Consider the following 25,373-nt stretch of genomic DNA (forward strand, 5'->3'; position numbering starts at 1 on the left):
GACCATGCTTCTTGATCGGTTTACCGGGAAAAGGCTCAAGCTGGATGACTTGCCGGAGGAGATCATCTCCGGCAGGTATCAGGTAGAGCAACACCCGTTGCAATATCAAAGACGCTTCGAACTGGAAGCAGGCCAGCTGCTGCTCAATGAAGGCTGCGGCCGTTGGCACAGCGGGCCAGTTTCAGGCACCTATTTCCAGCCGGAACACTGTGCTGCTGAGACCGAAACCAGCGCCGCACTCGAAGCCTTGCTCAGTGATACGCTCAGCATTATCGCCAAACGTTTTAACAGCGCTTCGCATGCGGAGTTTCGGAATGTCTCGCCCTTGCTGCCCCCGACAGTTTTGGGTCGAAGTGAGATGCAACCATTGGAGTCACTGCTGCTTGATGTGCTCCAAGCTGGGCATCTGTATGAAATTGCGTATCGCCCCAGGCTGGAGCTGATTCAGAAAGAGGAGCTGGTTCAGACCAGCAGAGCCAAACGCTTATCCAACAAGGCCCCCGACTATCTGGCCGCCCATTCGGAAGATTGGCAGTCTCGCACCTTTACCGGGATTCTGCCTAAACGCGTCATCACACGGCTTAACGAAGATAACTACGACATTTACGAGAATCGTGTCTTCGCACGATTGGTCGATCACCTCGACATATATCTGGCAAGCCGCCTAAGGGAAATCGAGCAACTCGCTGGTATCTTCGATTCCGCTTTGTCCTATTCAGTGGGCAGCGACCTCTATTGGAAGATTCGTGAGAACATCTGCTCAATGTGGGGCCAAAGCTTTAGCGATGACGAGCTAGAGCATGCAGCCTCCAGCAGTAAAGCCACATTAGAGCACCTTCGCTTTTTGCTAAGGGAAGTGCGCAGCCTGCGCCAGTCGAAGCTTTATCAGGCCATTCCTCGGAACGCCAACATCGGCAGCAAGCTGAGAATAACGAATGTATTGGCCCACGATCAGCATTATCGTCACCTGGTACGGCTGTGGGACTGCTGGGTAAAAACTCAGGAGCGCACTGAGCTGGAGCAGGATGAAAAGATCCGTCTCGCCCAATACAGCGCTAAGCTCTACTCGGATTATGTCGAGTTGGTTGTGTATCACGCACTGGAGGCGATTGGTTTAACTCCCAAAGGTTCCAGTACAGCACTCGTTGTTGAAAAGGCCGGGCTCGATATTACGTTAAGGAGCCAACATGCTGCGCTCACGATCACACCTGTCTTCAGCGATCTGGATGGTGCAAGCCTGCCTGTTGAGGCCCACACTAATCACGGTGAGCAACGCCTGTTGATCTCGCCTCTGGCGCCGATTAAATCAGGGCAACTTCGGCCAGATGAATTCAACTGCCCGACATTTCAGCATACTGTTGAGACGGTTACCGCATCCCCGCTTGAACTGTTTTCTGTAGAGAATCTGGCCATGGCGCTGCAGCGCTGGTACCTGAGAGGCTTGGTTAACCGTTATGAACAGACCGTTGAGGTCAGCAAATCCATCCGAAATAACATCACGGTGCCAAATACGAAAGTGGAGAATGGGGCGTTCAAACTGTTGGCTCCGTTGGAATCTGGCTGGCCTATCCAATTTGATCAGGAGTTGCATCAACTGAGGCAAAAAAAGGGAATCCAATTGTCGCCTGATGAAGTCGAGTCGGCGAAAAGCCGCCTGATGTCGGCGCACGCAGACTTGCTTCGTTTGTCTCGTTGCCCAGAATGTGGTGAATCGGTCACTCAGTTTACTCCCCGAGAGCATGATTGCTTTGAGGCGAAGTGCTACTGTAACGCCACTTGGGGGATCTACCGACGGAAAGATGGCTCCAGATTGTTTCAGATAGCGCCTTCTGCGACCCATGTTCAGAATAACTATTTCGGTCGATTCAGCGAAGCGTTTGAAATTCAATATACCAGCGATGAGCCTGAAATTGTGAGGTAGTAAAGTCATACAATGATGAGTGTATAAATTCGTTTATTATCAGACTGAGACATGACTTTGTTATCATAAATAGGGCATTAATAGCACATATAAAAAACGGATTTGTCTCAGATATGAACGCATGATGCGTGACAATTTCTGAGGGACGATTGGTGGGTGATAACTAACTGGTAGTACAGTTCTGGTTATCACCTGACACTGGGGTTCGGAGCAGGGCATGGCGGGAGCAAACTTTGTTAAATTGAATGGCAAATGCATCAATAGCACAAAACCAGATCAATTGCTGTTCTCAATTGAAATAACTCGAACAGTCAATCGTTTGATTTTTGGGCATCAAAGTTGCCTTTTTTATTCAATGTTTATGTTTTCTAGAGTTTTTAACAAAGTACGCTCCCGCCTCTGGGTGCAGAGGCGTGAATGCAGAGATGTTGTGGCCGATAAAACTGACCTCGTTTTCAGTCTGCATTCACCAATTATCGGCTGCTTTACTCCTGAGTCGCCAAGTTGAACAGGTCTGAATAAGATGATTTCCAGAATGTGATATTGATGAGATCTTTATTTTTATTGGATTTTAGATTCAATATTCTTCAATTTCTACTCTGGGCGATAAGACGTATTTAATTTATTTTCTCCGTCAGCGAATAAAATCGCAACCCTATCGCCTACCTTAATCAGATAGCCAAATTAAACATATTATCACAGCGTGACACTAAGTGAGCTAATATAAGGTATCACTTAGCATTCATTTTATTTAATATAGTTCTCTATATAGAGCGCATTTCATCCTGAAATATAGAAGATGCAAATGAAGGTCAGAATGAAAAGATATAATTCCTGAGCATCTACAAGATGGCGTCGAAGGCTACATAATATGCATGATAATGGATTCCACGATGTGGATTCGAATGGGTTACGCCAAGGGTGCCTGGTTATAATTAATGGTATCCCATTGTACTATCTTGGGACAAGGCACCGAGATGAATATTAAAGTAGCCATGTTCGCATATCTACTCAAAATTGGTTCATGTTTTGATGGTTTTTCTGAGTTATCTGTATGGTAAACAGGTTCAGCAAGGCGTTGTGTAGAAGCGTCTGCCACCATATGGCAGCGCCAAATGCTCATTGCCATATAGTGGCACGGATTTTTGACATTGAGATAGTAGTTTTACTAGCTTAAGGGTTTGTTTTTTAAGGTGTAGTTTTTTAAAGGCTAGGGTTTGTGTACATGATGAAATCATAGCGATTTGCATGCAAAAATCTGGAAAAATCTCCGATAAAAATTGCCATAATATGGCAATAGACCCATTATATGCCATCAAACAAGGCTTGGCATTAACCTGCATGAAGAATGGTGTTTTAATGGTGATGGCTTGGTTTATTGATGTCCCTTGCGGCGGTATAACAGCTTGTTGAACTAGGGCGTGATATTAAATTTTGTCATGTAGGGGCGGTCTATATTTCCTTGTTGATGATTATTGCTGAACGTTCAAGGATGTTGTGTTAAATTTTAGAGGAATACATGCTGTGGCGTTGAGAGACGCCTACGGTTTATTAAAGCTGAAAATGGTTTAACAATCGAGGGGGGGGGGTTAAAGGGAGGTGGCTGTTTTCTTTTTTATTGAGCGGCTGCATCATATTGTTCTCCAACGAGGCCGAGCGCTATCGATACGTCATTGATAGCGCTCGACACATATATGCTATTTATTGAGATCTGGCCTCTTTACTGACGATGGCGAGAGCAACGACAACAACGCCGAGCATGACAACTTTGTCAGTTTCAAGCTCTTTGGCTTGCTCCAACAATTTTTCAAGCAGTTCGAACATGATGGGCTCCTTTGTTTTTCAACCCTGTTAGGGAACAGCTATATTATGGACGTTGAATAGGGGGCTTGTGGTGTGACCAATTGGTGTTGTTGGCAAATGATTGGGCTGGGTGAACGAGCCAAGATATTATTCGATGGCAATGATGTCGTAGTTCCTGATGGCGTTGCCTATACAGACCTGATATTCCTCGCCGACAGTCAGTCCCATGGCGGGGGAGACAACAGGGGTATCTGGTGTAATACAGATAACCTTGCCCTGTGTGCATTCGTGCGGCTTGCCAAGGCTGGCAGGTGCAATAAAAAGTTGTACTCTCTCTTGCCCCTCCTCGAGCAGGGTGATAAGGGCTCCAAGCTGAATGCGCTGGTAGGGGCGTTGCTGTTTTGCTAGCAGGCTATGCAAGCGAACGCACTCTTGCAGTTGTCCCTGAAGTGTCAGGAGTCGCAATTTTTGGGCTTCAGTCAGATATTGTGCTTCCTCTTTGAACGTGTCATAGCGCGATTCCATGGCGCCAATGTGATAGTTGGCCTCCTGTTGTGCTTCATGAGCACCTGCGATGGCCAGCTCGCACATCCGGCGCAGTTCCTGTTGCAGCATGGTGAGCAACTGCAACTTAAGCGTTCTGGACATAGATCCGCTCCTCATTTATCGCTGCAGGCTGACGGGGCGGAAAGCTAAACCCTCGCCCTTGCTTGAGGCACCACGAGCGGGTTGAGCCAGGAAAACCGCAGTTGAAGTTGCATTGGCCGGTTAGTACCAGCCGCAGCGGCATCTGCAGTTCCTGCTGATGTTGTGCCAGCCAGGCTGGCAGGGTTGCCAGTTCTGAAGAGGGCATCGAATGACCAAGCTCCTTGCGCATATAGCAGAGCGAGATACTCTCGTCAGGAAATACCCGCAGATAATCAGCGAAGCCCTCCAGACAGTCGGCCTGTTGCGGACAGTGCCGGCACTGCTGCGCGTCACGGCGCGCCTCATCCCCTAACTTGTACTCGACAATGCCACCGTGCCGGGTTTGATAGCGAATACGGTCACGTCCTCCGTGCTGACTTGCGCTACGGCCAGGGGCATTCAGCATGCAGATATCGGCAAACTGGTTAAGTGCTTCATGTGGAGAGATATAAAAGCGTTCATATTGCTCCGCCATGCTGGGCATCCAGTAGAGATCCAATAATTTGAGCCTGAGCTGGTGGCGATCAATAAATGCAATCTGCTCTGGCAGATCGGCGCAGTGGCCTTTCAGCAATACCCGATTGATGGCAAGAGGAAGCCTATTGGCGATAGCACTCTCCAGACCATCGATAAAGCGGTGATATAGGTTTTGACCTGTGATCTGGGCAAAGGTGTCGGGGTTCAAGGTGTGCCAGCTCAAACGTACGAGATCAACGCCGGCCTGCTTGAGCGGCAACGCATGATGAGCCAGCAGGCTGCCATTGGTAGTGAGCGATACCGAACAACCACATTCTTTAAGGTAGGCGACGAGATCAGCCAGTTGATGGTTGCCATCTCGCCATAGCAAGGGTTCCAGTGCGGCAAGCTCGATTTTTCGGTTACCACCGTGGGCCAGCCAAACCGTGATCAACTGGCGAATATAGTCAAAACGAAGTTGCATTTGCTCTCTCCTGAGTCCATTTCATGGGGGGCAAGATAACGCCGTGTGGGCCGTATTTAGCGGCGTGCCAAATGGTGGGCCGTCATGGCGAAGCGGGGGCGGGGTTAGCAGGGGAGCGGGGTTCCCACGATGACCTTGGCTTTCAGCAGCCCTGCTACGGTGCGGCGGTAGTGATAACCATCCTCAGCGACAGGTTCTACGGGTTTGTCCAGCAAGGTTGCGGCCAGACTGGCATGGATCAGGTAGTGATGCCCTCCGCAGCAACACAGAACAAAGCGTTCGGCGCGCTCAGAAAGTTCCATCCAGGCTCGGGGCAGATCGGCACAAATAAGGCGACGAAGAGCATGACGAGCCCGCAGACCATGTTGTCGGCAGCTGGCCATGGCAACCAGTTTCCAGCCGCGCTTGGCTTTGAACAGGGTGCTGGCGATCACCCGGCCGCGATAGATCACCAGCCGCCAGCGTTGGGTCTTGGTCAGCAGCTCTGCCGGCTCGGCATAGTGCAGGCCGCCACTCACCTCGGCATAGCTGGCGACCAGCATCGCCCAGACTTGGGCCAGATAGGGTTGCATCTGGCGGCTGTCGGTCAGGGTCAGTGTCTTCATGGGGCCTCCGCGGCGGTGAGTGACAACATGGATATCCTAATGTTGTCCGGGAGGCCCTGAAGCCATCACCAGTTGGTGAGCGGCTGTCAGGTCGGTTTATGGCAGGGCCGAGTGATCGACGGGAGTGGCGCTATGAGGCAGTACAGTGAGGCACTGCGCCACCCCAGCCAGATAGCCGCGCAGGGGAGAGAGATAATCTTGCCGGATCTGGTTGAGCAGGGTCTCGATCGCCCTCTGCAGATCCTGCTCGATGGCCGAGCTTCCTTTGCCGAGCAGGTCGCTGTTATCACAGCCAACCCTGTCGCGCCGGGTCTGTTCTGCCGGTGAACCGATGAGCTTGTCTGCCAGAGCCGTTGCAGCCAGCGCAGAGACTGCACTGACAACCGGGCCACCCAGTGCCCCCAGTATTCCCCCTAGCAGTCCGGCTCCCAGGCGTGCCAGATTGTGTTTGCCAGGATTGGCCGGTTCCTGCCAGGTGATATAGCGATCCCGGTACTCTCCCAATTCGGTCGCCTGAAGCAGGCTGGTCGGTGTGGGCAGCATCGCCAGCAACGGGGCGAGATGGCGCTCGATCAGTGCTGCCAGCGTCTGTTCACGCAACGCCTGATAGTCGCCGAGTAGCTGGTCGCGCCGTTGCGCATGTTGATGACGTTCAACCAGGGCAGGCCAGGCCTCAAGCAGCGTGATCAGCGCTTCTTCTTGCAGGGTTTGCCGCAGGGTGGGCAGTGCCTGCTCGATCCGCTGCAAGGCCTGCTCCAGCCGTGTCAGCGCTGGTTGTAACTGATGCTCAAGGGGCGCGATCACGTTGCGCTGGATAAAGTGGTCGAGCTGAGCTTGCCACTTGGCGGGTTTATAAATCAGGGCTTGCTCGGTGAGAGCCGCAAGTGCACCACCCAGCCTGTCCAGACCATGATCAGACTCAGGATCTCCCTTGGCGCAGGCCACAGACATACTGATGGCCTGACGTAGTTCCCCTTTGCTGATCAGGTGCTGCTGTGCGCGCTGATAGAGATCCTCCTCTTGTTGCTCACGTCGCTCGGGGGACTTGGCAACCAGCTTGCTCACCACCTGATGGCTGGCTTCATCCCAACTCTCTTGCTGAATGTCGCTGCGACTGATCACCGGCAGCAGGGGCTTGCCCAGGGTCAGCTCTGCAGCAAGTGCATCGAGTTCATGGATCAGTCCCGGATTGGTGGAGGGGGTGATCCAGAGCAGGGCATCGGCGCTATCGGTAAAGCGCCTTGCCAGCTCGCCGTTGGCCCGGGTGACCGAGTGCAACCCCGGGGTATCGATCAAGGCCAGTTTGTCACCGATCAGGATCACCGCAATCTCGCGGGTGGTTTCAGTGGCCCCTTCCGCAAGTGGTAAAGGGTGGGGGAGAAGGCTGCCTTCACGCAGGATAAAGGCCTGCGCACTGGCCATCAGTGTGGCGCCAAGTCGTTCGCTGAGATAGTTGATAAGGCTCGATTTTCCGGCGTTCACCTTGCCATAAATCAGCAGTACCAACCGGTCGGCCAGTTGTTCGCTCAGGGCTCGCATCGGTGCCTGGTTTTGCCACTCTTGCTGCCAGCCGGTGGCCAGATTGCTGAGAGTCGTCGTGAGCTGCGCCGCATCGGCTGCCAGCGCAGAGTTGGCGGCTCGCGCTGCCAACGCGGCGGGCAAGGCCAGTTGTTGTTGCAACTGGTCAAGCTGAGCCAGTAACCCCGCCTCTCTATCATGGGCAGCCCGTGAGGCGTCGGTCAACTTGGCCAGTCTCAGCTGAAAAGGGGTGAAGGGATCACTCATGGTCTGCACCTCGGGTTGGCAGGGTCAACGCCGCCAGCGCTGCTTGTAGCTGAACCAGCTGGGCCAACTCTCGTTCCAGCGGGGCGGCGGCCTGCTCGGCCTCTCGCTCAATCCTGTGCAGCAGCGCTTCATAACAGCCTTGCGGATCTGCCTGCAGTGTTGTGATGCCAGGGTCGGCCACATCCAGCTCGCGGCAGAGTTGGGCCAGCATCAGCTCACCCTGACGGCGACTGGCAGGGTTGGGCCCTTGCGGTGTCGGGTCGTCATACTCCTCGCTGTCAGAGGGGCTTTCCCGGGTTGCCAGATAGGTGGTAATGCCGGTCACCAAGAGACCGCCTAGCCAAAACAGAGGTGCCATAAGGTGCTCCTTAACGGTTGTTGAGGGTGTCGATGATCTGGTTGAGACGATCGGCCAGGCTCTCCCGGGCCGACAGCGGGGCCAGTTGCGCCTTGAACACCCGGGCCTGCAACTGGATCTGGCGGGCCATCAGGATCTGTTCAAGCGGCGCCTTGAGTCGGGCAAAACGGCGCTGACGGCGAGTCAGCCAGCCGGCTGCATCGGTCATCAACTGCTGGCGCAGGGCAGGGATGCCGCTGCTGGCCAATACCTTCTCTTCACCCACACGTTTGCCCAGTTGCCAGCGGGTGCTGCTGCAGAGCACCAGCGGGCCATCCCACTGCTGCCGGATGGCGGCCAGCGCGGCTTCCCTTGCCCCATCGCTGCATTCATCGATCCGGGTCAACACCAGGGTGGCATCGTGCTCCTCCAGCAGGGGCAGCAGGTCGGGGGCCAATTCGCCGTTGCCGAGGGCATGGAGGATCAGCAGGTGATCGGCCCGTGCCATCGCCTGCTGGCTGGCCGCATCATCCGCGCCGCTCGGGTCGGCATTGAGCCCCGGGGTATCGAGCCAGCAGAGGCCGTGGGCCACCCCTGTTTGCAACTGTCGGGTCTCCCTGCGATCTGCCACGGTAAACAGATCCCGCTCCATCAGGGCGTTGAGCAGGGCGCTCTTGCCGGTGTTGTAGTCGCCAATGGCGGCTATTGTCGGCCGCGGATCTGCGCGGTAAAGCGCCTGCAGCAGGGCGATCTGGTCGTGCAGATCCGGATAACGGCTGAGCAGTGTGTCGAGCAGCATGGGGGTCTCTCCTGTCACTAGGGTATGAGTCATTATCACGCCGCGCTTGGGCTGGCGGTGGTTTCACCAAATGGTGCGTCCCGCGGGGCCAGCATGATGGCGATCTCCTCCAGCCACTGCTGCCACACCAACCGTTGCCGGGCATCGACACTGGCTTGACGGGCCAGTTCGGCCAGCTGTTGCTCAAGGGTCGCCAGCGGCTCGGCCAGGGTGGCCCGGATCGCCTCGTCCAGTGCCAGTGCGATCGTGCTTTCCAGCTGTTGGCTGAGGGCGCTGAGTTGTTGCATCTCCAGCAGTTGCGCATCGCGGGCCAGCTCGGTTTGCTGTGACTGCTCACGCTGCTGGCGATAGATCTCGGCAGCACCCAGCAGCAGGGAGATGGCCAGATTAAGCCGCCCCCCCACCTTGGCGAGCCCCCCCTGTAGCAGCGGCATACCGAGCTTCATTGCCTCATCGACCGGATCTGTGAGCGGCCCCGCCGGGGCAGTGTGAGGCAATGGCTGCGTCATCGGATTAAGGGCTCGCCACTGCCGATCGGGTTGTTCGCTGGCAAGCCAGCTTTGCAACTGGTGACAGAGCGCTTCAACCAGCATGGCTACCTGAGTCTGCGGGTCGGCGCTGTGGAGCGCCGCCGTCAGCGCCGGGCGTAGCGCACTTAACTGGCAGGCCAGTTGCAGCCGCCCCTGTCGTTGCAACCGCTGCGCCAGATGTTGCAGTTGCTGACGTGCCGCCAGCAGGGGCTGACTCGCCGGCTCTGCCGCGCCGTTTTGCAACAGCTGGGTCAGCCCCTGTTGCAGGCAGGTCAAGAGCGGGGCACGCCAAGGCTCGCAGGCCAGTTGCTGCGTGGCCCACTGTTGCAACGCGGTTGCCAGCAGAGGGTAGCCACTGGCGGCAAGTAGTGGGCCGCCCTGCTCGCGGGCATGCCAGGCGGTCTGCAGGTTGAGGGGGATCACCGGGATGGCGGCCAGCCTGGCGTGGGCTATCCCCTCCTGCTCCAGCGCCAGCAGATGGCGGCAGAGCTGTTGCTGCCAGCTGGCGAGCAGGGCGGGTTCGCTGCTATCGCCATTGAGCACGATCAGCAAGGGGTTACCGCGTCGCAGCAGGGAGGCCAGCTGCCGGTAGAGGCAGGCCTCGTCCACATCGCCGCTGCGCACCACCACGACCACCAGATCGGCGCTGGCCAGTGCCGCCTCGGTGACCGCCTGATGGGGAATGGGGGCGTTAAGTCCCGGGGTATCGCGCAGGCAGAGTCCCTGCCAGGGGTAGTCGATCACCCGGTCGGTCAGCGGGATATCGCCGGTCGGTGCCAGCTCCTCGCTGCTAAGCACATTGACTAGGGTGCTTTTGCCTGCGTTGTAGTTGCCAAGCAGCAGCAAGGTGGCGGGCTGGTCGGCGAGCCGGGTCAGCCAGCTGGCGAGTGTCCGGGCCAGCGGCATGCCAGCCGGGGTGGCCTGCAAGGTCTGGTGCAGGGTTTTCAGGCGGGTCAGCAGGTGGGCCTGGGGAGTGTGGAGCATGGTCTCTTCCTCTGTGATGAGCACAGGAAAGAGGATAGTGGTGGCGAGTAAAAAAAACGGGCTGGCCAATTGGCCAGCCCGGGGGCATTTTTTAATCCCTTTGGTCAGGGCGTAGTCCAGTAGGACCCAAAAGAAAGTCCCGGCCAAGGCTGACCTCATCGTCTTAATCCCTTTAGTCAGGGCGTAGTCCAGTAGGACAAAAGATTCCGCAGTCAATGAACTCGAGCGCCTGGTCTTAATCCCTTTAGTCAGGGCGTAGTCCAGTAGGACGAATGCCGGCTACATGCAAGGAACCTCCACCTACGTCTTAATCCCTTTAGTCAGGGCGTAGTCCAGTAGGACGACGGTCGCATCACCAGCCTGGAGGATGGGAAGAAGTCTTAATCCCTTTAGTCAGGGCGTAGTCCAGTAGGACCCTTGATGATGTCGTCAATGAGAGCTTCGTTCAGTCTTAATCCCTTTAGTCAGGGCGTAGTCCAGTAGGACAAACCGACTCTGCTGAACTGGGATCATGATGTGGTCTTAATCCCTTTAGTCAGGGCGTAGTCCAGTAGGACGAGTACCATCAAGGTAAGCCGGAATACGGCAAGGGTCTTAATCCCTTTAGTCAGGGCGTAGTCCAGTAGGACTGCAGAATCTGCTCAACCTTAACCGTACTGTTCAGTCTTAATCCCTTTAGTCAGGGCGTAGTCCAGTAGGACGAGATGAAACTGTCGATGCTCTCGAGACCAGTATGTCTTAATCCCTTTAGTCAGGGCGTAGTCCAGTAGGACTACCTGACTGCAAGACCGTGGTGGCACGCAGTATGTCTTAATCCCTTTAGTCAGGGCGTAGTCCAGTAGGACCATAGCGGAGTTATTATTTTTGCCCTGTTGTTTTGTCTTAATCCCTTTAGTCAGGGCGTAGTCCAGTAGGACTGTTACTTTCTCCCTGCTGGGTTTCCACTACTACGTCTTAATCCCTTTAGTCAGGGCGTAGTCCAGTAGGACGAAAACAGGGAGGAAGTTTACTACTACCAGCAGAGTCTTAATCCCTTTAGTCAGGGCGTAGTCCAGTAGGACTGCTGTCCAGAGAGAATAAGAAAGAGTCTGATAAGTCTTAATCCCTTTAGTCAGGGCGTAGTCCAGTAGGACGACGCCCTGCCAGCTCGGCTGTCATTACCTCTTCGTCTTAATCCCTTTAGTCAGGGCGTAGTCCAGTAGGACCAAGGCGCTGGTGGCACCTCTTGGGCCACTGCTGAGTCTTAATCCCTTTAGTCAGGGCGTAGTCCAGTAGGACGTTCCCGCAAGCTGATTAAAGACACCCCATCCGGGTCTTAATCCCTTTAGTCAGGGCGTAGTCCAGTAGGACATCAACGTCGGTTCTGAAAACGCAAGTAAGATCAGTCTTAATCCCTTTAGTCAGGGCGTAGTCCAGTAGGACTGAAGCCATTTATAACCCATTGTTTTTATTGATGCAACTTATCCACCGGCGTGGGCAGGGTTGTGGATGAAAAAACACCACTTTAAGCATTATCTATACCACTTGTCTTGTGTTGTTATATAAATTACTGTTTTTAAAGGCGTTATATTTTCCGTAAGTTTTTAAAAGGCCTCATAGGAGGCCTTGTTTGTTTTTATCTTGCAATAGTGTGAAATTTGTGGTTTTCAAAATATGTAATCCGCCAGCCGGGGATCGTCGTGAAAGAGCAGTACAGGGCCACGGGGGCCCAGATGAAAGCTTCCTTCGGCTACCGCAAAGGGCAGGCAGAGCAGGCGATCCTGGTCCGGATCGATCAGCTCCTTGAGCTCATCACACAGGGCGAGCCGCTCCTCACTGGTCAGGGGCAACAGGTAGAGGGATTTTTGCAAGGGCCAGCCGGCGTCGGCGCAGCGGCGCTGCATCCGGCGCAGGCGTCGTGGGCAGCTGATGTCATAGCCGATGAGCCAGAGCGGTTTAGTGGTCATGATGGAGCTCCCGTTGCAGGGTCTGCTCCAGCACCTTGCGGCAGACGCGGGCCAGTTGTCTGAGCCGTGGCTTGCGCGTTTTCTGCCAGCCAAACCAGAGGGGGTAGAAGATCTGCTGGCCAGCCCGGGTCAGGCGACAGCCTTGATCAGAGGTGGTGAAGTGGTTTGCCGTCAGGGTGTGACTCTGCCACAGGTGCAGTAGCCAGCTTTCCAGTTCGGCCCGAGTCAGCTCCTTGATATCGAGCAGCAGGCTGGGCCGGCGGTAGCCGGTCACATGGTGCAATCCCAGCTGGGGGTCGAACCCTTCGGCCAGCAGGGGGGGCAGCAGGACGCTGTCCTCCAGGGTGGAGGTGAGCGAGAGCAGGGCATTGATCGGATCGCGCGGCGGTTGGCGCTGGCGTGTGGCAAAGCCAGAACCCGCCAGTTGCCTGGCCCACCCCTGCCAGTAGCGCTGGCTCAGTTCGGCTTCCGCCAGCATGGGATGGCGCAGGGGCTTGAGGGGCGGCAGTTCGGGCTCACCCAGTTGTGCCAATACCCGGTTTTGCCCATGCCGGCGGGCGTTGAGCAGGCGTCTTACCAGTAGCTGTTGGCAATCCGGTTGCGTGATGGCGCGATATTGGGTCAGGCGCAGGCTGTCGGGGGCGTGGTGCAACGAGCAGAGGTGGCTGCAACCACGGCGCCCCATGGCAATAAAGTCGATATCCCGTTCGGCCAGCTTGAGCAACAGATCGCTGGAGAGGGTGATGCCGTGACCCACCATCAGGCGGCTGATCTGGCCAAGGCTATAGAGGCGAGAGGGGAGGTCAGGGTGGGCGAGATGGAGCAAGCCATCTTGCAGGGTGAGCTGATAGTCGGGGTGATCGAGTAGCAGGGTGGTCATGGCGGCGCTCCGGCAGGGATTTGTTCCATGCTAGTGTGCCGCCATCTGCCCTTGCGGGTTGACCAGTTGGTAGGATTACCGGAGGTGGATATGGCCAGGCAACAGTTTGATCCCCTTGAATTCGTAGGGAGTGCGTTGACCCGCTTCTTTGACGCTGCTGACCGTCGCTATCTGGTAGTAGCTGGCCAGGCGGGGACCCAGCGCATGAGTCAGTGCTTCATTGGTATCTTTTTGCAGTCTAACCCAGAGGTTTTTATGGTTCTTGAGCAGGGTTGCCAAGTCGCGCGGGTGGCGTTCGGCGTATAAAAACTGGGTGGTGCTGTTTTCTTGCAGCAACCATCGATTGCGATATACCCGCTTGGCATCGGGTATATTGCCAGCGTTAAAACGCTCCTCTTCTCTTTGACACATGCGAGAGACGGCATCGGTGGCCAGTTCAAAGAGATCTCCGAGTGAGATCTTGTCATCCACCGGAGTAGCGGGATGAATTGCCCCTCGGAAGAAGGCGGCCAGGCGTCCGTCAAGCTCTCGCTCTTTCATCCCTTCGCGCGGTGCATCCAGCCCTTCGCCCGGGTTCTCCTTGCTGTCTTGGGCCAGCCAGCTATAGAAGGCAAAGCAATCCGGTTTCAGCGGCACTTCGATGCCATCACACCAGAGGCTCATATGGTCAAAATCGAGGGTGACGCTGGCGCTCTCAAAGGTGAGGGCATTGGCCCGGTTGATCCGTTCCACCGTCTGGGTGTAGCTGAGTTCATCCCGGCTGATCAGGTCGGTTGGCATCTCCTCTCGCATCAGCACCAAGGGGATGGTGGCCAGGGTCACTGCGGCCTGGCTCAGGTCATGTTGCCCCTCTTTCTTGGCATCGGCCCGCCAGACCGGGGTCGGGGTCGGGTAGTAAAAATCGGGCACCCGTTCATAGGGATCGCTCACCAGCACATGGCTCAGACAATCTTGTGGGCGGCCAAACAGGCTCATGGCATACCCCAGGGCAAATCCCATGGTTTTGCGCCCACCGGCCAGCGAGGCGTGAATTGCCAGATCCGGATCGGCGGTGAGGGCGCGCACATGGCGGGTGATGAAATCGGTGATGATCTCTTGTTCACGTTCGCTGCGCACATCCGCGAGGGGCAGGCCATCGTCACCGCAAGGCACCTTGATGTCGGCCAGGTCAAAAGTGATCGGTGGCAGCTGATAGTCCTGTTGCAGCCGGATCAGCGGGTTGTCATCCCCAAACAGGTTTTTGACCAGCCGCTCCCGGCCCTCGCCGGTGGTGATCACCTCGATGCGAGAGGGGTATTTGGCGGGATCCTGGCGATAGATACCATAGAGGGTCTCGGTGATGATTTGCGGGGTCATGCCCGAGACAGCCAGCAGTGTGTGTTTCATAGCGATTCCTTGATGAGTCGTGTGATTCAAGCCAGTGCCTCGACCCGATATTCGATCAGGGAAGCACCCAGTTGTTCCAGTTGGTCTGCGCTCAGTTCCTGACCCCGCAGTTCGGGGGGAACGGGCACCGACAGGTGCAGATAGCGTGCACCGAACCGTTGCACCTCTGCCACCATCGGCAGTGGCAGAGTACCGATCACCCAATCGCCGGTGCAGATAAACACCGGATCGAGGTGGGGCAAGATGACATCGATGACCAGCGGCTGGCGCTGACACCACGCGATGGCACCGGGGTGACGGCTGATAAGGTAGTTCATGAGGCCCTCGCTTATTGCATCTTGTTGAAGTAACTCTGCAAGGTGGTTCGGATTGCCTGGCCATCCGCCCTGTCGCAGATTTCGATACGGTTATCCTTTGCTCGCTGCACCATTTCGTCCGGCAAGGGGCGGGCGCTGATCAGCAGGCGCTCGCCAAACAGTCCCCCCAGTTTGCGTCCCAGGCTCTCGAGCTTGAGTACCACATCCTGATTGGTGCTCTCTCCCTGCTGGTGATCTCCCCAGTACTTGGCCTTGCATTCGATGGTGAGCAGCTGGTTGTTGTGACAGATCAGCACATCGAATTCGTTGTTTTTACCGCGAACACTCTGTTGCCGGAGCGCTTCGGTCTGCCACTCACCTTCGACACTCATGGCCACCTCGCTAAAGCCGCACTCCTGTGCGGTGAGGTAGGTCAGCTCCTCGAGCCAGCGACCGGCCAGATAGCGACAGGCGTCTTCGCTGGCAAAGCGGATCTGCCGGCTACAACCATCCCAGTGCAGCAAATTTGCCTCGACCAGTCGCTGATAGAGCGCAGCATAGGGCCCAAAGGGCACGCTTGGCATGCTTTGTTCCTGCTGTTGGGGAAAATTCTTACAGGCGTCGGCAGCCATCCCTTGCAAACCACTTTGCATCCCCTGACAGGGTCCCTGAAACTGCTTGCCCAGATAACGGGTCAGCTCGGTGCGAGCCCGGATCTCGTTATCATTGTGCGGGCCTATCCAGGTTTGACGTTCAAAACCGTTGGCGGCCAGCATCGCGTCCATAGATAGCGCGGCTGGCCAATCCAGGGCGTAATCTACCCCGTCGTTGAGCAGCAGGATCTCGCGGTTTTGGCTGTCGGTATAAAAGATCAGGGCGCGGGGAATGCCGCCGCTGGCGCTTTCGGGATTCTCGCTGTTAAAGCGGTTGAAGGCGTTGGCAAAGACCAGCGCCATCGGCTTGGTGCCACAGGTGGCGTTCAGTATCCAGCGTTTGTCGCCGTGGTGGGTTGCCAACCAGTCGATTAGCTCCCTGGCTTGCTGTTGTAGTTGTACCGGGCGGTGACTGCTACGCCCTTCGCTGATCCTGAGGGTCGGTAGTCCATGCCCCTGATAGAGACGGGTCAGGTTGTCGGCCTTGTCGCGCAGGGTATTGTCGCCCAGTACCAGCACGACTCCCCGACACTCTTCATCGGCAAAGGCCGGGATCAGATTGGGCAGCAACTGATCGGAGACCAGATTGATATGTATAGTCTGCATGGGAACTCCTTGAGCTTGAATGGTTGCCATTATGCGCCAGCAAACATTCCCGCTGACGCTGGCCAATTGGTGGGATCAGGCGATTAAGCGATAGCACCCGAGTCCAAATGTGGTTTTGCCACCGACCTGGAGCTGTTGGCCGATTTGTAACCAAGGTATTGCAGGCGCAATGTCGCCTTGATAACAGAGTTGACCGATAAGACCCCCAAACGGAAGTTGTTCGCCTTGGCGTACCGAGAAGCGCTGCCAATCTTCAAAACGAACACAGGTGCCTTGTTGCTGATACTCACCCAGTGAGGGGATAGCTAGTGGTATGGTGGATAACAGATGTTCACTTTCATCCACCCAGTAGTGGGTGAGTAAAGCCAAGCGACGAGCGATCTGTGCGAGTAAAAATGGCAAGGGTAGAGGGATTTTTTTGACAATGTTGCCCTGATATTTCATCCGCAATGGACTCTCCAGTTGCAGGGCTACTTCATGCCAGATTGAAACCGGCTGTGGTTGTAACCAGTGATACAGTTGCCCAATGTGGATGCCAGGGTGAAGACCAAAGGGAGTGACTGTAGCGATACTGTGAATGGTGACCGGGATCTTTTGTGCTCCCAGTGGCAGGCATGGTGAACGGCCGAGGCAGGCGACCAGCTGTTCTGCTGCCTGACAGGCAGCACCCAACAAGACTAGGTCAAATGAGACAATATCGTCTTGTTGCCACAGTTCTTGCCGATTGCCATCGGTTTGAATTTGGTAGGGTTTGGGTTGTTGAACGGCATGATTGCCGTACAAAAGCTGATAAAGGGGGGGGGCCCCCTTTATCATATGACCCAGCCAGCCATGCCAAAGCGACCCCTTGAAAGGGGGGAGACGGCCATCCTGTTGCAGGCGAATAAAGAAACGTAATCTGAGATAGGAAAACCGCTCGGTGACTTCATAGATCTCTTGAGGCAACATCAAGCCAGCACCTCAGTGGCGCAAAACCGTTGCTGCAAGGTAGTCAATCGCTGCTTTCGCAGGAGATATTTTTCTTTTGCTTTCTTGCTGAGCTCTTTTGGTTTCACTGTGGTATCGAAATAGCCGCTAAAAACCATATCCAGCGCAAAAGCTAGGATATGTTTCCATTCATGGGGGCTAACGTTGCTATCGTTGCTTACCATATCCAGCAGGCGGTCAATCTCGCCCGCGGCCCCCTCTCGCTGGTTGTTGGCATCTTGCGTGGTTTGGCCTTTGTAAGGCCTTAAACGTTGTTGTATACGCAAGCAGACTTGGAAAGGCTCTGATGCGGCATCAAACAAGGCTTGCTCTTTAGCGTGCGCTTGCGCTTGTTGCATTTGCTCTAGGCTCTCTTTTTCGAATTGAGACAATTCGTCTTGTGGCAGGGCTTGTAGCAATGCGGCTAAACGGCCTTGACCGATCGGCGTTACCGGGTTAGTTAACGACTCACTACGATTGAGTTTTTCCCCGTTTTGTTGCCATGCCGGTAACAGCGATTTAATACGGCCTTTTTGCGAGTCAGTGTATGACATCGCATCACTGAATTTACCGCTAGTTAATGGCATGTAGGTGAGGTTTTTACCTTCGTTATCCTGTTTGTCACCAAAGGCCAGTAAATGGCGCACTTGTGGGCTGTCTTGCCATTTTGTGGCTGAAGGGTATACCTGATTCATATGCTCAACAAAGAGGCTACGCAAGTTTTCGACAGTATGGTGGCTCTCAAGACCACGTGTATGCGCTAAACGGGCAGTGAGTTGCACTGCGCCTGCCCCCAATGATTTACCATGCCCCAAACCATGACAAAAATGCGCAATATCTTGCTCATTGCGTGTTGGAGTAATAGCCCAGAGCAGTGCCCCGAGCTCTACTGGTTTTAGGTTATGAAACACAATGCGCCCAGTGAAGCGGCTGCCAGGTTGCATCAGCTCTAGCGTGCTTTGTACGCTGGTCTTGTTTTGTAAATCCGCGGGGAGATGTGCGTTGAACGCATTTTGAGCAGGATAGCGTTTCCAACCGGCAATTTTGTTGCCTGTTGTATAGCCTTTTAGCTCACTGACCTGATCTTGTTGCTGGCTCTGCTCCAGATACGCATTCAGATAACTGGCTCTCGGTTGCCCTAAAATCACAGGCGTTGATGTTGTTGTGCCTTTATTTTCTAGGCACAGCGCATCGCCAATGGCCACTCGGCTTTTTAATGAGAAGCCTGGGTGCGATAACATGCCAAACATCAGCCCGGGCAGGTCAAAAATGCTGGCGCTATTTAGGGCTTTTTGTTGCTGCGAGAGTAGATCTCCCACACTCTTTTCGTATGGCATACGTGGCATTTTTGCCAACCCCATGGCCAGTATTTTTCCACTTTGCTTATGTTTTCGCACAAAAAGTGGGATACCCATACTCGGGTAGGCAGTGTGTTTGAGGTAGTTCACTAACTGTTCATTGTGTGCGGCAAACATACGGCTAATGCGTAAGGTGTCTTCTGTCGAATCCCAACGTTGGCTTTCGTTACCTGCACGGTAGAATAGGTAGTGAAAGTTCAATCGCTCATTTTGATACTCTTTTTTACCCGGACGATAGCCGACAAAAACCGGATAACCGTCCAGCTCTGCGGCGCTCTCTAATTTCGCGCAGGTCACCGTAACAGGCTTTCCCTTCGTTCCTATTAATGTGCGCTCACTCAGGCTAAATGGCAGAGTGTTAGCTGGCCAGTTTTTCTTGAACGCTTGATATTTTTCCAATGCACCAAGGTGACTGACATTGGGGATTTTTACTTTGGTAAAGCGTTCAATATCATCGCTAAAGAGCACAGTATGCTGACAAGGGGTGAACAACCACGCCTTGCTTTCGGCGTTGTATTTTAACCAGCCAGCTTGCAGATCAGATTCTTGTAGCGTTTTACTGTAGGCCGTTTCAGCGTTAGAGATATCACGAAACGAAAATTGTGGATCGTCGGTTTCGCTAAACTTGGCAAAACTGGCAATTTCCAACACATTACGCAACATGCCTTTGAGACTACTGCCAGGAATAATGGGATTACCCTGAGGGTCGCGCGCCCAGCGGACATGTGCCGGATGATGTTCATGAGTGCGATAACTGCCAGCGCCTACCAAAAGTGGGGTCAGGTTAGTCAGATCGAAGTCGATAATGCCATCAACCCCCTCTTGCAGAGGATGGTCATGGCTGACCAGATGTGCCCAGTCAGGTGAGTAAACCCACTGTGATAACGGAACAAAGTGGTAAGGGGCATGAACCTGCGTCATTATTTATCTCCTTGCGCAAAGCCTGTGAACTGTTGTACCAGCGGTTGCCACAGGCCTTCTGTTGTGGCGGTTTGTCCTTGCTGCCACCAAAGGCGGTAGACGAGCTCTCGGCCTTGGGCGTGCGGCAGATCTTGGCGTAAAACCAGACGCTGCTCACGGTAAGCTTGAATGAGCGAGCTGTTGCCATGACTATTGCTATTGCCATTAAAACCAAGGCTATTCAACAAGGTGATCCGATAGGTCGTACCGAACTCGTGCTGAATATGCAGGCTGTTTCCGTTCTGGTGCCATTGGCCTTCTAGCAGATAAGCTGTGTGGGTTGGTAAGCCCAGAGCTAATTGGCTGGCGGTTTGATACCAACCTTCAGCCTGCTGCCATTTTGCCAATAAGGCGCTTAATTCTTCACGTTGGTCACGGCGGCTTTCAATTTGCAGATGCCCGCGGGTGAGCGTTGGCAGTTGGCAACCGAGGACCTCCGGTTGCTGCTGGCTGCATTGCGCTAGCGAGTTATAGGTTTTCAATGAGGAAGCTGCTTGCATGTGTATTTACTCCTTGCCGCTGCCAGTTAATTGCGCAAAGTCGATTTCCCACGGTTGATGTGGCTGATGCATCACCAGAGATAAGCCTCGCCCACTGGCTGCGCCTAATGGCAATAAGCCATCTTTGAGATCATTGAGCGTTTCCTCGAGGGCTTGTTGTACCTGAGGGGATAACGGTTTACCCGGCAGAACGTGCAATGTAAGCGTTATTTCCGGTTGCCACAAAATCTCTTCACTAAATAATCGTCCCTGACGAACCCCTCCGGTAAAGCGATCAATGCTGGTATGCGTGCGATGCAGGGGATGTGGTTGCAAAATCACGCAGTCATCAACAATCAGTCGGCCAGCGAAGGGGGCATCGCTATTTTCGCTACCAAACAATTCAGCCAGTGCAACTGGGCGGCTTTCCCAGATCTTGCTATCGGTGGCGGTAAGCTGTTCGGCAAAGTCACCGCTAAGTCGGCGCAAGTGGTACGCGGTACGGTGCGCGAGAATGCCTTTAATGCTGCTACCACAGAGCACCGCTTGAGGTTTATCGCACCACGTGGCTTGCTGTTTTTGCCATTGAACAGCAGTTTCAGTGAAAGTGAAGGTGTCAGTATGTTCTGTGGTATCGGCCCCGATTGGGCGAGCGCCACTCCCTGCACGCCAGCCGCCGAGCGCTGTGACGCCGAGGCGAGCAAAAGGTGTGGCATCTGAGGGTGACAAAGCTTGGCCTTGCGGTAAGGTATCTCGCTGGGCAAAACGCAGCATTTGTGCGCCCACCTGTGGCTGGCCTTGCAATGTCAACGGGGTGATCTCACTGCTGACTAAGCCTAATTTGCCTAACCCATTACGGGTTGATGTGCCGAGCGCAAAGGCAGGATCAGTTAACAGTGCCAGTAATGCATGCCACTGCGCTTCACGCTCGGGTGACTCGTCGCATTGCATCCAACGAATATCGACGACAAAACGTAATCCGCGCGGCAGTAATACGGTATCAAATTTCCCCTTATCAGCAGCGCAGCCTCTATCGTTGATCCGAACGCGTTCACGGTGTAACGGGTTGGCTTGGTATAAGCGGCTAAGTAGAGGGTCTTGATGAATGTCTTGCTCTGTCATCAAGCCTTGAACCGGTTTACCTTGGCTGTTCAGTAACAAGCCGTGATGTACCGAAAGCTGTGCGGATTCATTATCGGTGGTGCCAAACCAGTAATCGGCAATTGGCTGACCAAGCTCCTGTGGTATGCCCAACTGTTGTGTGGCTTTTTGACGCCATACGCCAGTGAAGCTGGTGGCAGGAATATAGGGCAGCCCGTTGGCATCACGCACTAACTGTTGATCAAAACCGGTATCGCGGTCACCAGAATGGATAGCAAGCGGTGAACGGGTTTCAAAAAGTAGTCTGGCTAACCAAAGACGTTTCATTGTCCGACCTCCTGCTGGTTGTCTGCATTATGGGTAGCATTGTTGGCCGCATATTTTTTACGGTAGGCGCGCAGACCTTCATCTGTTGACAGATCGTAACGGCATAACTCTTCAAGCAGTAAACGTAGATCATCAAGATCCATTTGGTGACGTGTTATTGCCGCATCGAACTGTTGTGCAAAGGTGACTAATCGATCACCTTCTGGCCATTCGATTCCCCAACCGCTCGGGTCGTTGGTGGATTTACAGATGGCACCTTCTGCCTCAAAGGCAGCGCGTCGCCAATCGAGAATGCCGTGGTGCTGGGCTCGATCGACATGCGATGAGCGAGCAAGATCGGCTAAACGACGCCACTGGCTGCTGCTAGGTCCGGCCTGATAAGTCGGTGGTGTGCGGTGATAGCGGCGCAGAGTCTGGTATGCATCGGCAATGTGGTGGTGCATGGATTGGCAACGCGTTTTGCGTTCAATAGTGCGAGTTTGCTTTGCCTGCTTGCTTTGCACCCATGCCATCAGTGGGCTAGATGTTGCGTGGTTGGTCGGCGTTTCATGTAGAGCGGTCGGCTGTGGCAATGTCACGGCAAACGGCGTAAACAATTCGCTAGCACCAGTACCAGGTGTTACTTGGTTTGCCCATGCGGGGTTAATCATGACCCAGCCTAAGCCTTGCTCTCTGGCGAAGCCACAACCTTGCTCCGTTAAGGCTTGTAGGGCCTGCTCTGTTGGCGCATCTTGTAACTGGTAAGTCAGTACGCTACCGGCTGCAATTAATAGTTGTTCGCTATTTAATCCACCTCTTGCGCGGTTAAAGCGGCGGACACGGCGACTACGAATAAAGGTACGTGTTGGGTCGAGCTCGCCACACAGCTCAGGGTGTAAATCTTGTGCACTTGGGGTGAGGGTTGGTTGGCCCAAGGCATCTAAACAAGCCACATCACTTAAACACCAGATCACCAACTCTTTACCGTGAGTCACCGTTGGCTGTGGCTGTGGCTGTGTTTGATACACGTTCAGGCTGACTTTGCCAAACTCACTGTTTCGTGAGCGCCCTAAAACGAACTCACCGTGCAGAGTTTGTTGGAGTAATGCAGCAAGCGCAGGTTCTGCGCAATCAATCCAGCCGGCAAATGTTTGTTCGGCTTGGATGAAGGCATATTGAAACAGCTGCCCTTCTTTAGCGCGCTGAGTTTCACTGTCTAATGCCGTACGGGCGGTTAGGCCGGTACGGATATCGGCGGCATACTGTAAGGTGCGCGCCGAAGAGATAAAACCTTGGCGTATTTGCTGGTACTGGGTTAATTCATCACGCGCAAAACGGCGAGCCGCATGGTTAGTCAGGTCTTTTTTATCCCCTTTTGGGGTGTGCCAACTGGCAGGCGCGGGTAAGGCAATTTCACCGTACTGTGGATTATCCGAACCGGTTACCACTGTGTAGGCGGGGGAAAAGCGGCATTCACCGGAGTGAAACAGTGTAAACGCGTCTTCTGTGCTCAGTTGTGGATACAGTTTACTGGCCACTGCTCCGAGTAATGCACTACCCGGAATATGATCCAACGTTTGGTGCTGTGTGGTTGCAGAACTGCGGCTAATGATCACAGGTTCGAGCGTGGTTAGGGTATAAAAAATACGCATCAGTTATTGCTCCTCTACCGTCACAATCACATCACCGAGGCCACGACGGCGTTTCCCCCCGACGGAATTAATCAGCGGAAGCACACTAGAAAGCCAATGTGCAAACTGCTGCTGTATTTCTGCAGAGGTGGTATTGAGCTCGAGATGGGCATGCAGAGCTAACGGTACGACGGTTTCCATTGCTCGTAATGACCCCTCTTTAGCCGCACCCGTGTGGCTATCAATTGCGGTGGCGTGGCGCACTAAATAAAGGTGCTCTTTATCTTTTGGATTTGCGTTGAAATAGGAAATTTCGGTGGGGCTTAATGTGGCACTGCTGATGCGCAGCGCCCCTTGGGCTTGTGCGTACGTACCTTCGCAACCAAACAGTTGCGTTAAGGTGTGAGTATCGGCACCTTCAAGCCATTGCAGCTCAGAGGCTTCACGAAAGGCTTGGCGCAATAACCCCTTGATACTTTTTCCACTGAGCACGGGCAGGGCGTGCTGGCCTTTTAAGACCAAACTATCGGCATAGGCACCGCCTTCACGGCCGGTACCCACATGCCATTCACTGCGCAGATCAAATTTGAGGCAAAAATGCAGCGAACTCATTGGCAACCCTCCTGCTCTGGCATGAAGTGTTCATAAACCAGTAAATCGACAATCCAGCTGTGATATCGGGTTTCACCCATATCATCGGTTTGAGACCAGAACCAGTTTGGCTCTGCGTGCTGCGCTGCAGGCATCAATGACACCAAGTGTTTATCCCACTCGATGCGCTGAGTCGGCGTGAGTTGGCCCAGGGCGCGATCATAGATCCGCATGGCTTCATCGCTGTTATCGCGACTTAGCTCTGTGGCCATTTGCCGGAATTTGTTGATAGACAACGGCAACGGCGCGTTACCCTTCACTTTTTGGCTCAAGAACTGACGCATACGTTCAAGTTCAATTAATGATGGCCCCGCTAAACTGGAGTTAAATTGATCTTCGTTGTCAGTGATCAGATAACCTGGCAGCGCACCTTGTAGCGGCTTACCTTTCCAGAGCCATTGCTGAGATTGCCCACGCAATACGCGAATATCTTCTGCCAGTGCTTTACTGATGCGATAAAAACTCAACGCAGCCGGAAGTACCGTAGGGGTTGCTTTAGTCACGGTTTTAGCTTCACTGCATAGCCCTTCAACCAAGTGATGACACAGCATGAAAGGGTGATTGGCTTTGTGGTACAAAATGCCGCCACTGGCGGTCAAGTAAGGCAGCAAATCTGCGTTGCCTTTAAGGTAGCGAGTATGTAAACCTTTGAGCTGCTCTGCAGAGTACTTACGGAAAGCGCGGCAAAAACGCGTGGCATAACCTAAGGCTAAATCCGCGCGGCACAGCAGCGTAATATCATCGCCTCCTAGCACCAATGGGCGCATAGCGAGGTATGTGACTGATGCTTTTTTTAGCTGTGTTTGATAGAGCCATTGCGTGGCTTCTGCCGCGGCAAGCTCTGTGGCCTTAGCTAATGCATCTGAAAATTGGCGAAATGCCGTAGAAAATACATCATCTGGCTGATTTTCAAGGGCCTTGCGCAGGGCTCTTAACTGTTTACCAAGGCCGTTGCCATCAATATGAATGAGCGCCAAATCGCGCAAATCGGCATTCTCGGTTTGCTCGGTTTGCGCATTGTAGAAGGCGCTGGTATCCAGAGGGAATTGCAGATCGGCGGGCAGATCAGTATTGATACTGAATTTTTGCAGTAACAGTGAGTCACGTAATCCTAGAAAGCGATAGCACTGCCGATGTAATTCAGTATCGAGATCAATGTGCTGTTCACTTTCATTAGCCTGTGGCGCAATTTCGCGCCGTGCCGCAGTCGAAAGAGGCACTGCCGCTAATCCGGTACGTGGTGAGGCAACGCAAGGCGCTGTACTGAGCGGATAGTGAGGGCGCGGTAAATTACGTGCCGCTGCCAGTGCCACATGCCCTAGTTGTAAGGCGTTCTGTAAAGAAGCGTCTTCACACAACGCATCACAAAACGTCAGACCAGGAAACAGTTGTTGGACAGTCAGCGTCCAGAGGCTTCGCAGCTGTAACAGCGGGGCTTTACTGTGACACCACGCATAAAAGGCCCCCCCTTTACAGCGTACAAAATGGATTTGCTCATCGTGTTGTGTGCTAGGTGGGGCCAGCAGATCTGACTCAAGGCCACACTGTTCGATAACGTGAGCCAGAACGGAGGTTGGGTGATTATCAATCAGACGATCCAACCGCTCGCTGGCTGAAATTACATCTTTTAACTTACCTGACCGGAACAGGTAGGACTGTATCGATTTGGCTTCGAAGAGATAAGTGAACATGGGGCATCCTATAGAGTTCCATTAAGCAGGGCCGAAACCTGAAGACATTTGCAATATTCAAATGCGGCCATT

Annotated in this window: 22 protein-coding genes and 1 CRISPR repeat array; of the genes, 2 read left to right on the forward strand and 20 right to left on the reverse strand. The window is 54.1% G+C overall.

Going from position 1 to position 25,373, the window contains the following annotated elements:
* Nucleotides 1-4: 4 nt before the first annotated feature.
* Together OKC28_RS06680 and OKC28_RS06685 are read left to right on the forward strand one after the other, a co-directional pair.
* Nucleotides 5-1,921 carry a hypothetical protein gene (locus OKC28_RS06680; RefSeq protein ID WP_270688319.1) on the forward strand — a complete coding sequence of 639 codons (1,917 nt, stop codon included), beginning with the start codon at nucleotides 5-7 and terminating at the stop codon, nucleotides 1,919-1,921.
* A 1,248-nt stretch (nucleotides 1,922-3,169) separates the two neighbouring features.
* Complete coding sequence (locus OKC28_RS06685; protein ID WP_270688321.1) at nucleotides 3,170-3,334, forward strand: hypothetical protein; 165 nt, start codon at nucleotides 3,170-3,172, stop codon at nucleotides 3,332-3,334.
* Nucleotides 3,335-3,622: 288 nt separating this feature from the next.
* Here the strand turns inward: OKC28_RS06685 and OKC28_RS06690 are convergent, their stop codons facing one another.
* From OKC28_RS06690 to OKC28_RS06785, 20 genes are all read right to left on the reverse strand, one after another.
* Nucleotides 3,623-3,745, reverse strand: coding sequence for a hypothetical protein (locus OKC28_RS06690; protein ID WP_270688326.1), 123 nt, complete (start codon nucleotides 3,743-3,745; stop codon nucleotides 3,623-3,625).
* A gap of 126 nt (nucleotides 3,746-3,871) precedes the next feature.
* Nucleotides 3,872-4,372 (reverse strand): hypothetical protein, encoded by a 501-nt coding sequence (locus OKC28_RS06695; protein ID WP_270688328.1) that lies wholly within the window; start codon nucleotides 4,370-4,372, stop codon nucleotides 3,872-3,874.
* The gene (locus OKC28_RS06700) at nucleotides 4,356-5,351 is read right to left on the reverse strand and encodes a radical SAM protein (RefSeq protein ID WP_270688330.1); all 996 of its coding nucleotides are present in this window, start codon (nucleotides 5,349-5,351) and stop codon (nucleotides 4,356-4,358) included. The genes OKC28_RS06695 and OKC28_RS06700 overlap by 17 nt, the downstream gene beginning before the upstream one ends.
* 104 nt (nucleotides 5,352-5,455) lie before the next feature.
* Complete coding sequence (locus OKC28_RS06705) at nucleotides 5,456-5,956, reverse strand: hypothetical protein (RefSeq protein WP_270688331.1); 501 nt, start codon at nucleotides 5,954-5,956, stop codon at nucleotides 5,456-5,458.
* A 96-nt stretch (nucleotides 5,957-6,052) separates the two neighbouring features.
* A complete protein-coding gene (locus tag OKC28_RS06710) occupies nucleotides 6,053-7,741 on the reverse strand; it encodes a GTPase (RefSeq protein ID WP_270688333.1) in 1,689 nt (562 codons plus the stop codon).
* Nucleotides 7,734-8,099 carry a hypothetical protein gene (locus OKC28_RS06715; protein WP_270688335.1) on the reverse strand — a complete coding sequence of 122 codons (366 nt, stop codon included), beginning with the start codon at nucleotides 8,097-8,099 and terminating at the stop codon, nucleotides 7,734-7,736. The genes OKC28_RS06710 and OKC28_RS06715 overlap by 8 nt, the downstream gene beginning before the upstream one ends.
* A gap of 10 nt (nucleotides 8,100-8,109) precedes the next feature.
* Nucleotides 8,110-8,910 (reverse strand): GTPase, encoded by an 801-nt coding sequence (locus OKC28_RS06720; RefSeq protein WP_265467787.1) that lies wholly within the window; start codon nucleotides 8,908-8,910, stop codon nucleotides 8,110-8,112.
* Between the two features lie 2 nt (nucleotides 8,911-8,912).
* Nucleotides 8,913-10,391 (reverse strand): GTPase, encoded by a 1,479-nt coding sequence (locus OKC28_RS06725; protein WP_270688339.1) that lies wholly within the window; start codon nucleotides 10,389-10,391, stop codon nucleotides 8,913-8,915.
* Between the two features lie 88 nt (nucleotides 10,392-10,479).
* Nucleotides 10,480-11,813: a CRISPR direct-repeat array (repeat unit 38 nt; unit sequence GTCTTAATCCCTTTAGTCAGGGCGTAGTCCAGTAGGAC).
* 224 nt (nucleotides 11,814-12,037) lie between these two features.
* A complete protein-coding gene (gene cas2, locus OKC28_RS06730) occupies nucleotides 12,038-12,337 on the reverse strand; it encodes a CRISPR-associated endonuclease Cas2 (protein ID WP_265467785.1) in 300 nt (99 codons plus the stop codon).
* The gene (gene cas1 / locus OKC28_RS06735) at nucleotides 12,327-13,217 is read right to left on the reverse strand and encodes a CRISPR-associated endonuclease Cas1 (RefSeq protein ID WP_265467784.1); all 891 of its coding nucleotides are present in this window, start codon (nucleotides 13,215-13,217) and stop codon (nucleotides 12,327-12,329) included. Before cas1 ends, cas2 begins: the two co-directional genes overlap by 11 nt.
* 75 nt (nucleotides 13,218-13,292) lie before the next feature.
* Entirely contained in the window at nucleotides 13,293-14,603 is a 1,311-nt protein-coding gene (gene csm6, locus OKC28_RS06740) for a CRISPR-associated ring nuclease Csm6 (protein WP_265467783.1), read from the reverse strand.
* Nucleotides 14,604-14,629: 26 nt separating this feature from the next.
* Nucleotides 14,630-14,920, reverse strand: a complete 291-nt coding sequence (gene csx16, locus OKC28_RS06745) for a CRISPR-associated protein Csx16 (protein WP_265467782.1) — start codon at nucleotides 14,918-14,920, stop codon at nucleotides 14,630-14,632.
* Nucleotides 14,921-14,931: 11 nt separating this feature from the next.
* Nucleotides 14,932-16,158 carry a Card1-like endonuclease domain-containing protein gene (locus OKC28_RS06750; protein WP_265467781.1) on the reverse strand — a complete coding sequence of 409 codons (1,227 nt, stop codon included), beginning with the start codon at nucleotides 16,156-16,158 and terminating at the stop codon, nucleotides 14,932-14,934.
* Between the two features lie 75 nt (nucleotides 16,159-16,233).
* Nucleotides 16,234-17,106: a CRISPR system precrRNA processing endoribonuclease RAMP protein Cas6 gene (gene cas6, locus OKC28_RS06755; protein ID WP_265467780.1), complete on the reverse strand. Its 873-nt coding sequence runs from the start codon at nucleotides 17,104-17,106 to the stop codon at nucleotides 16,234-16,236.
* Entirely contained in the window at nucleotides 17,106-19,403 is a 2,298-nt protein-coding gene (locus OKC28_RS06760; protein WP_265467779.1) for a TIGR03986 family type III CRISPR-associated RAMP protein, read from the reverse strand. The genes cas6 and OKC28_RS06760 overlap by 1 nt, the downstream gene beginning before the upstream one ends.
* Complete coding sequence (locus OKC28_RS06765; protein WP_265467778.1) at nucleotides 19,403-19,942, reverse strand: hypothetical protein; 540 nt, start codon at nucleotides 19,940-19,942, stop codon at nucleotides 19,403-19,405. The genes OKC28_RS06760 and OKC28_RS06765 overlap by 1 nt, the downstream gene beginning before the upstream one ends.
* Nucleotides 19,943-19,948: 6 nt before the next feature.
* Nucleotides 19,949-21,349, reverse strand: a complete 1,401-nt coding sequence (locus OKC28_RS06770) for an RAMP superfamily CRISPR-associated protein (RefSeq protein WP_265467777.1) — start codon at nucleotides 21,347-21,349, stop codon at nucleotides 19,949-19,951.
* Nucleotides 21,346-22,980, reverse strand: coding sequence for a hypothetical protein (locus OKC28_RS06775; protein ID WP_265467776.1), 1,635 nt, complete (start codon nucleotides 22,978-22,980; stop codon nucleotides 21,346-21,348). The genes OKC28_RS06770 and OKC28_RS06775 overlap by 4 nt, the downstream gene beginning before the upstream one ends.
* Before the next feature lie 3 nt (nucleotides 22,981-22,983).
* Nucleotides 22,984-23,571, reverse strand: coding sequence for an RAMP superfamily CRISPR-associated protein (locus tag OKC28_RS06780; RefSeq protein ID WP_265467775.1), 588 nt, complete (start codon nucleotides 23,569-23,571; stop codon nucleotides 22,984-22,986).
* Nucleotides 23,568-25,301 (reverse strand): Cas10/Cmr2 second palm domain-containing protein, encoded by a 1,734-nt coding sequence (locus tag OKC28_RS06785; protein ID WP_265467774.1) that lies wholly within the window; start codon nucleotides 25,299-25,301, stop codon nucleotides 23,568-23,570. Before OKC28_RS06785 ends, OKC28_RS06780 begins: the two co-directional genes overlap by 4 nt.
* Between the last annotated feature and the right edge of the window lie 72 nt (nucleotides 25,302-25,373).

Source organism: Aeromonas sp. D3, assembly GCF_027705025.1.
GTDB lineage: Bacteria > Pseudomonadota > Gammaproteobacteria > Enterobacterales > Aeromonadaceae > Aeromonas > Aeromonas salmonicida.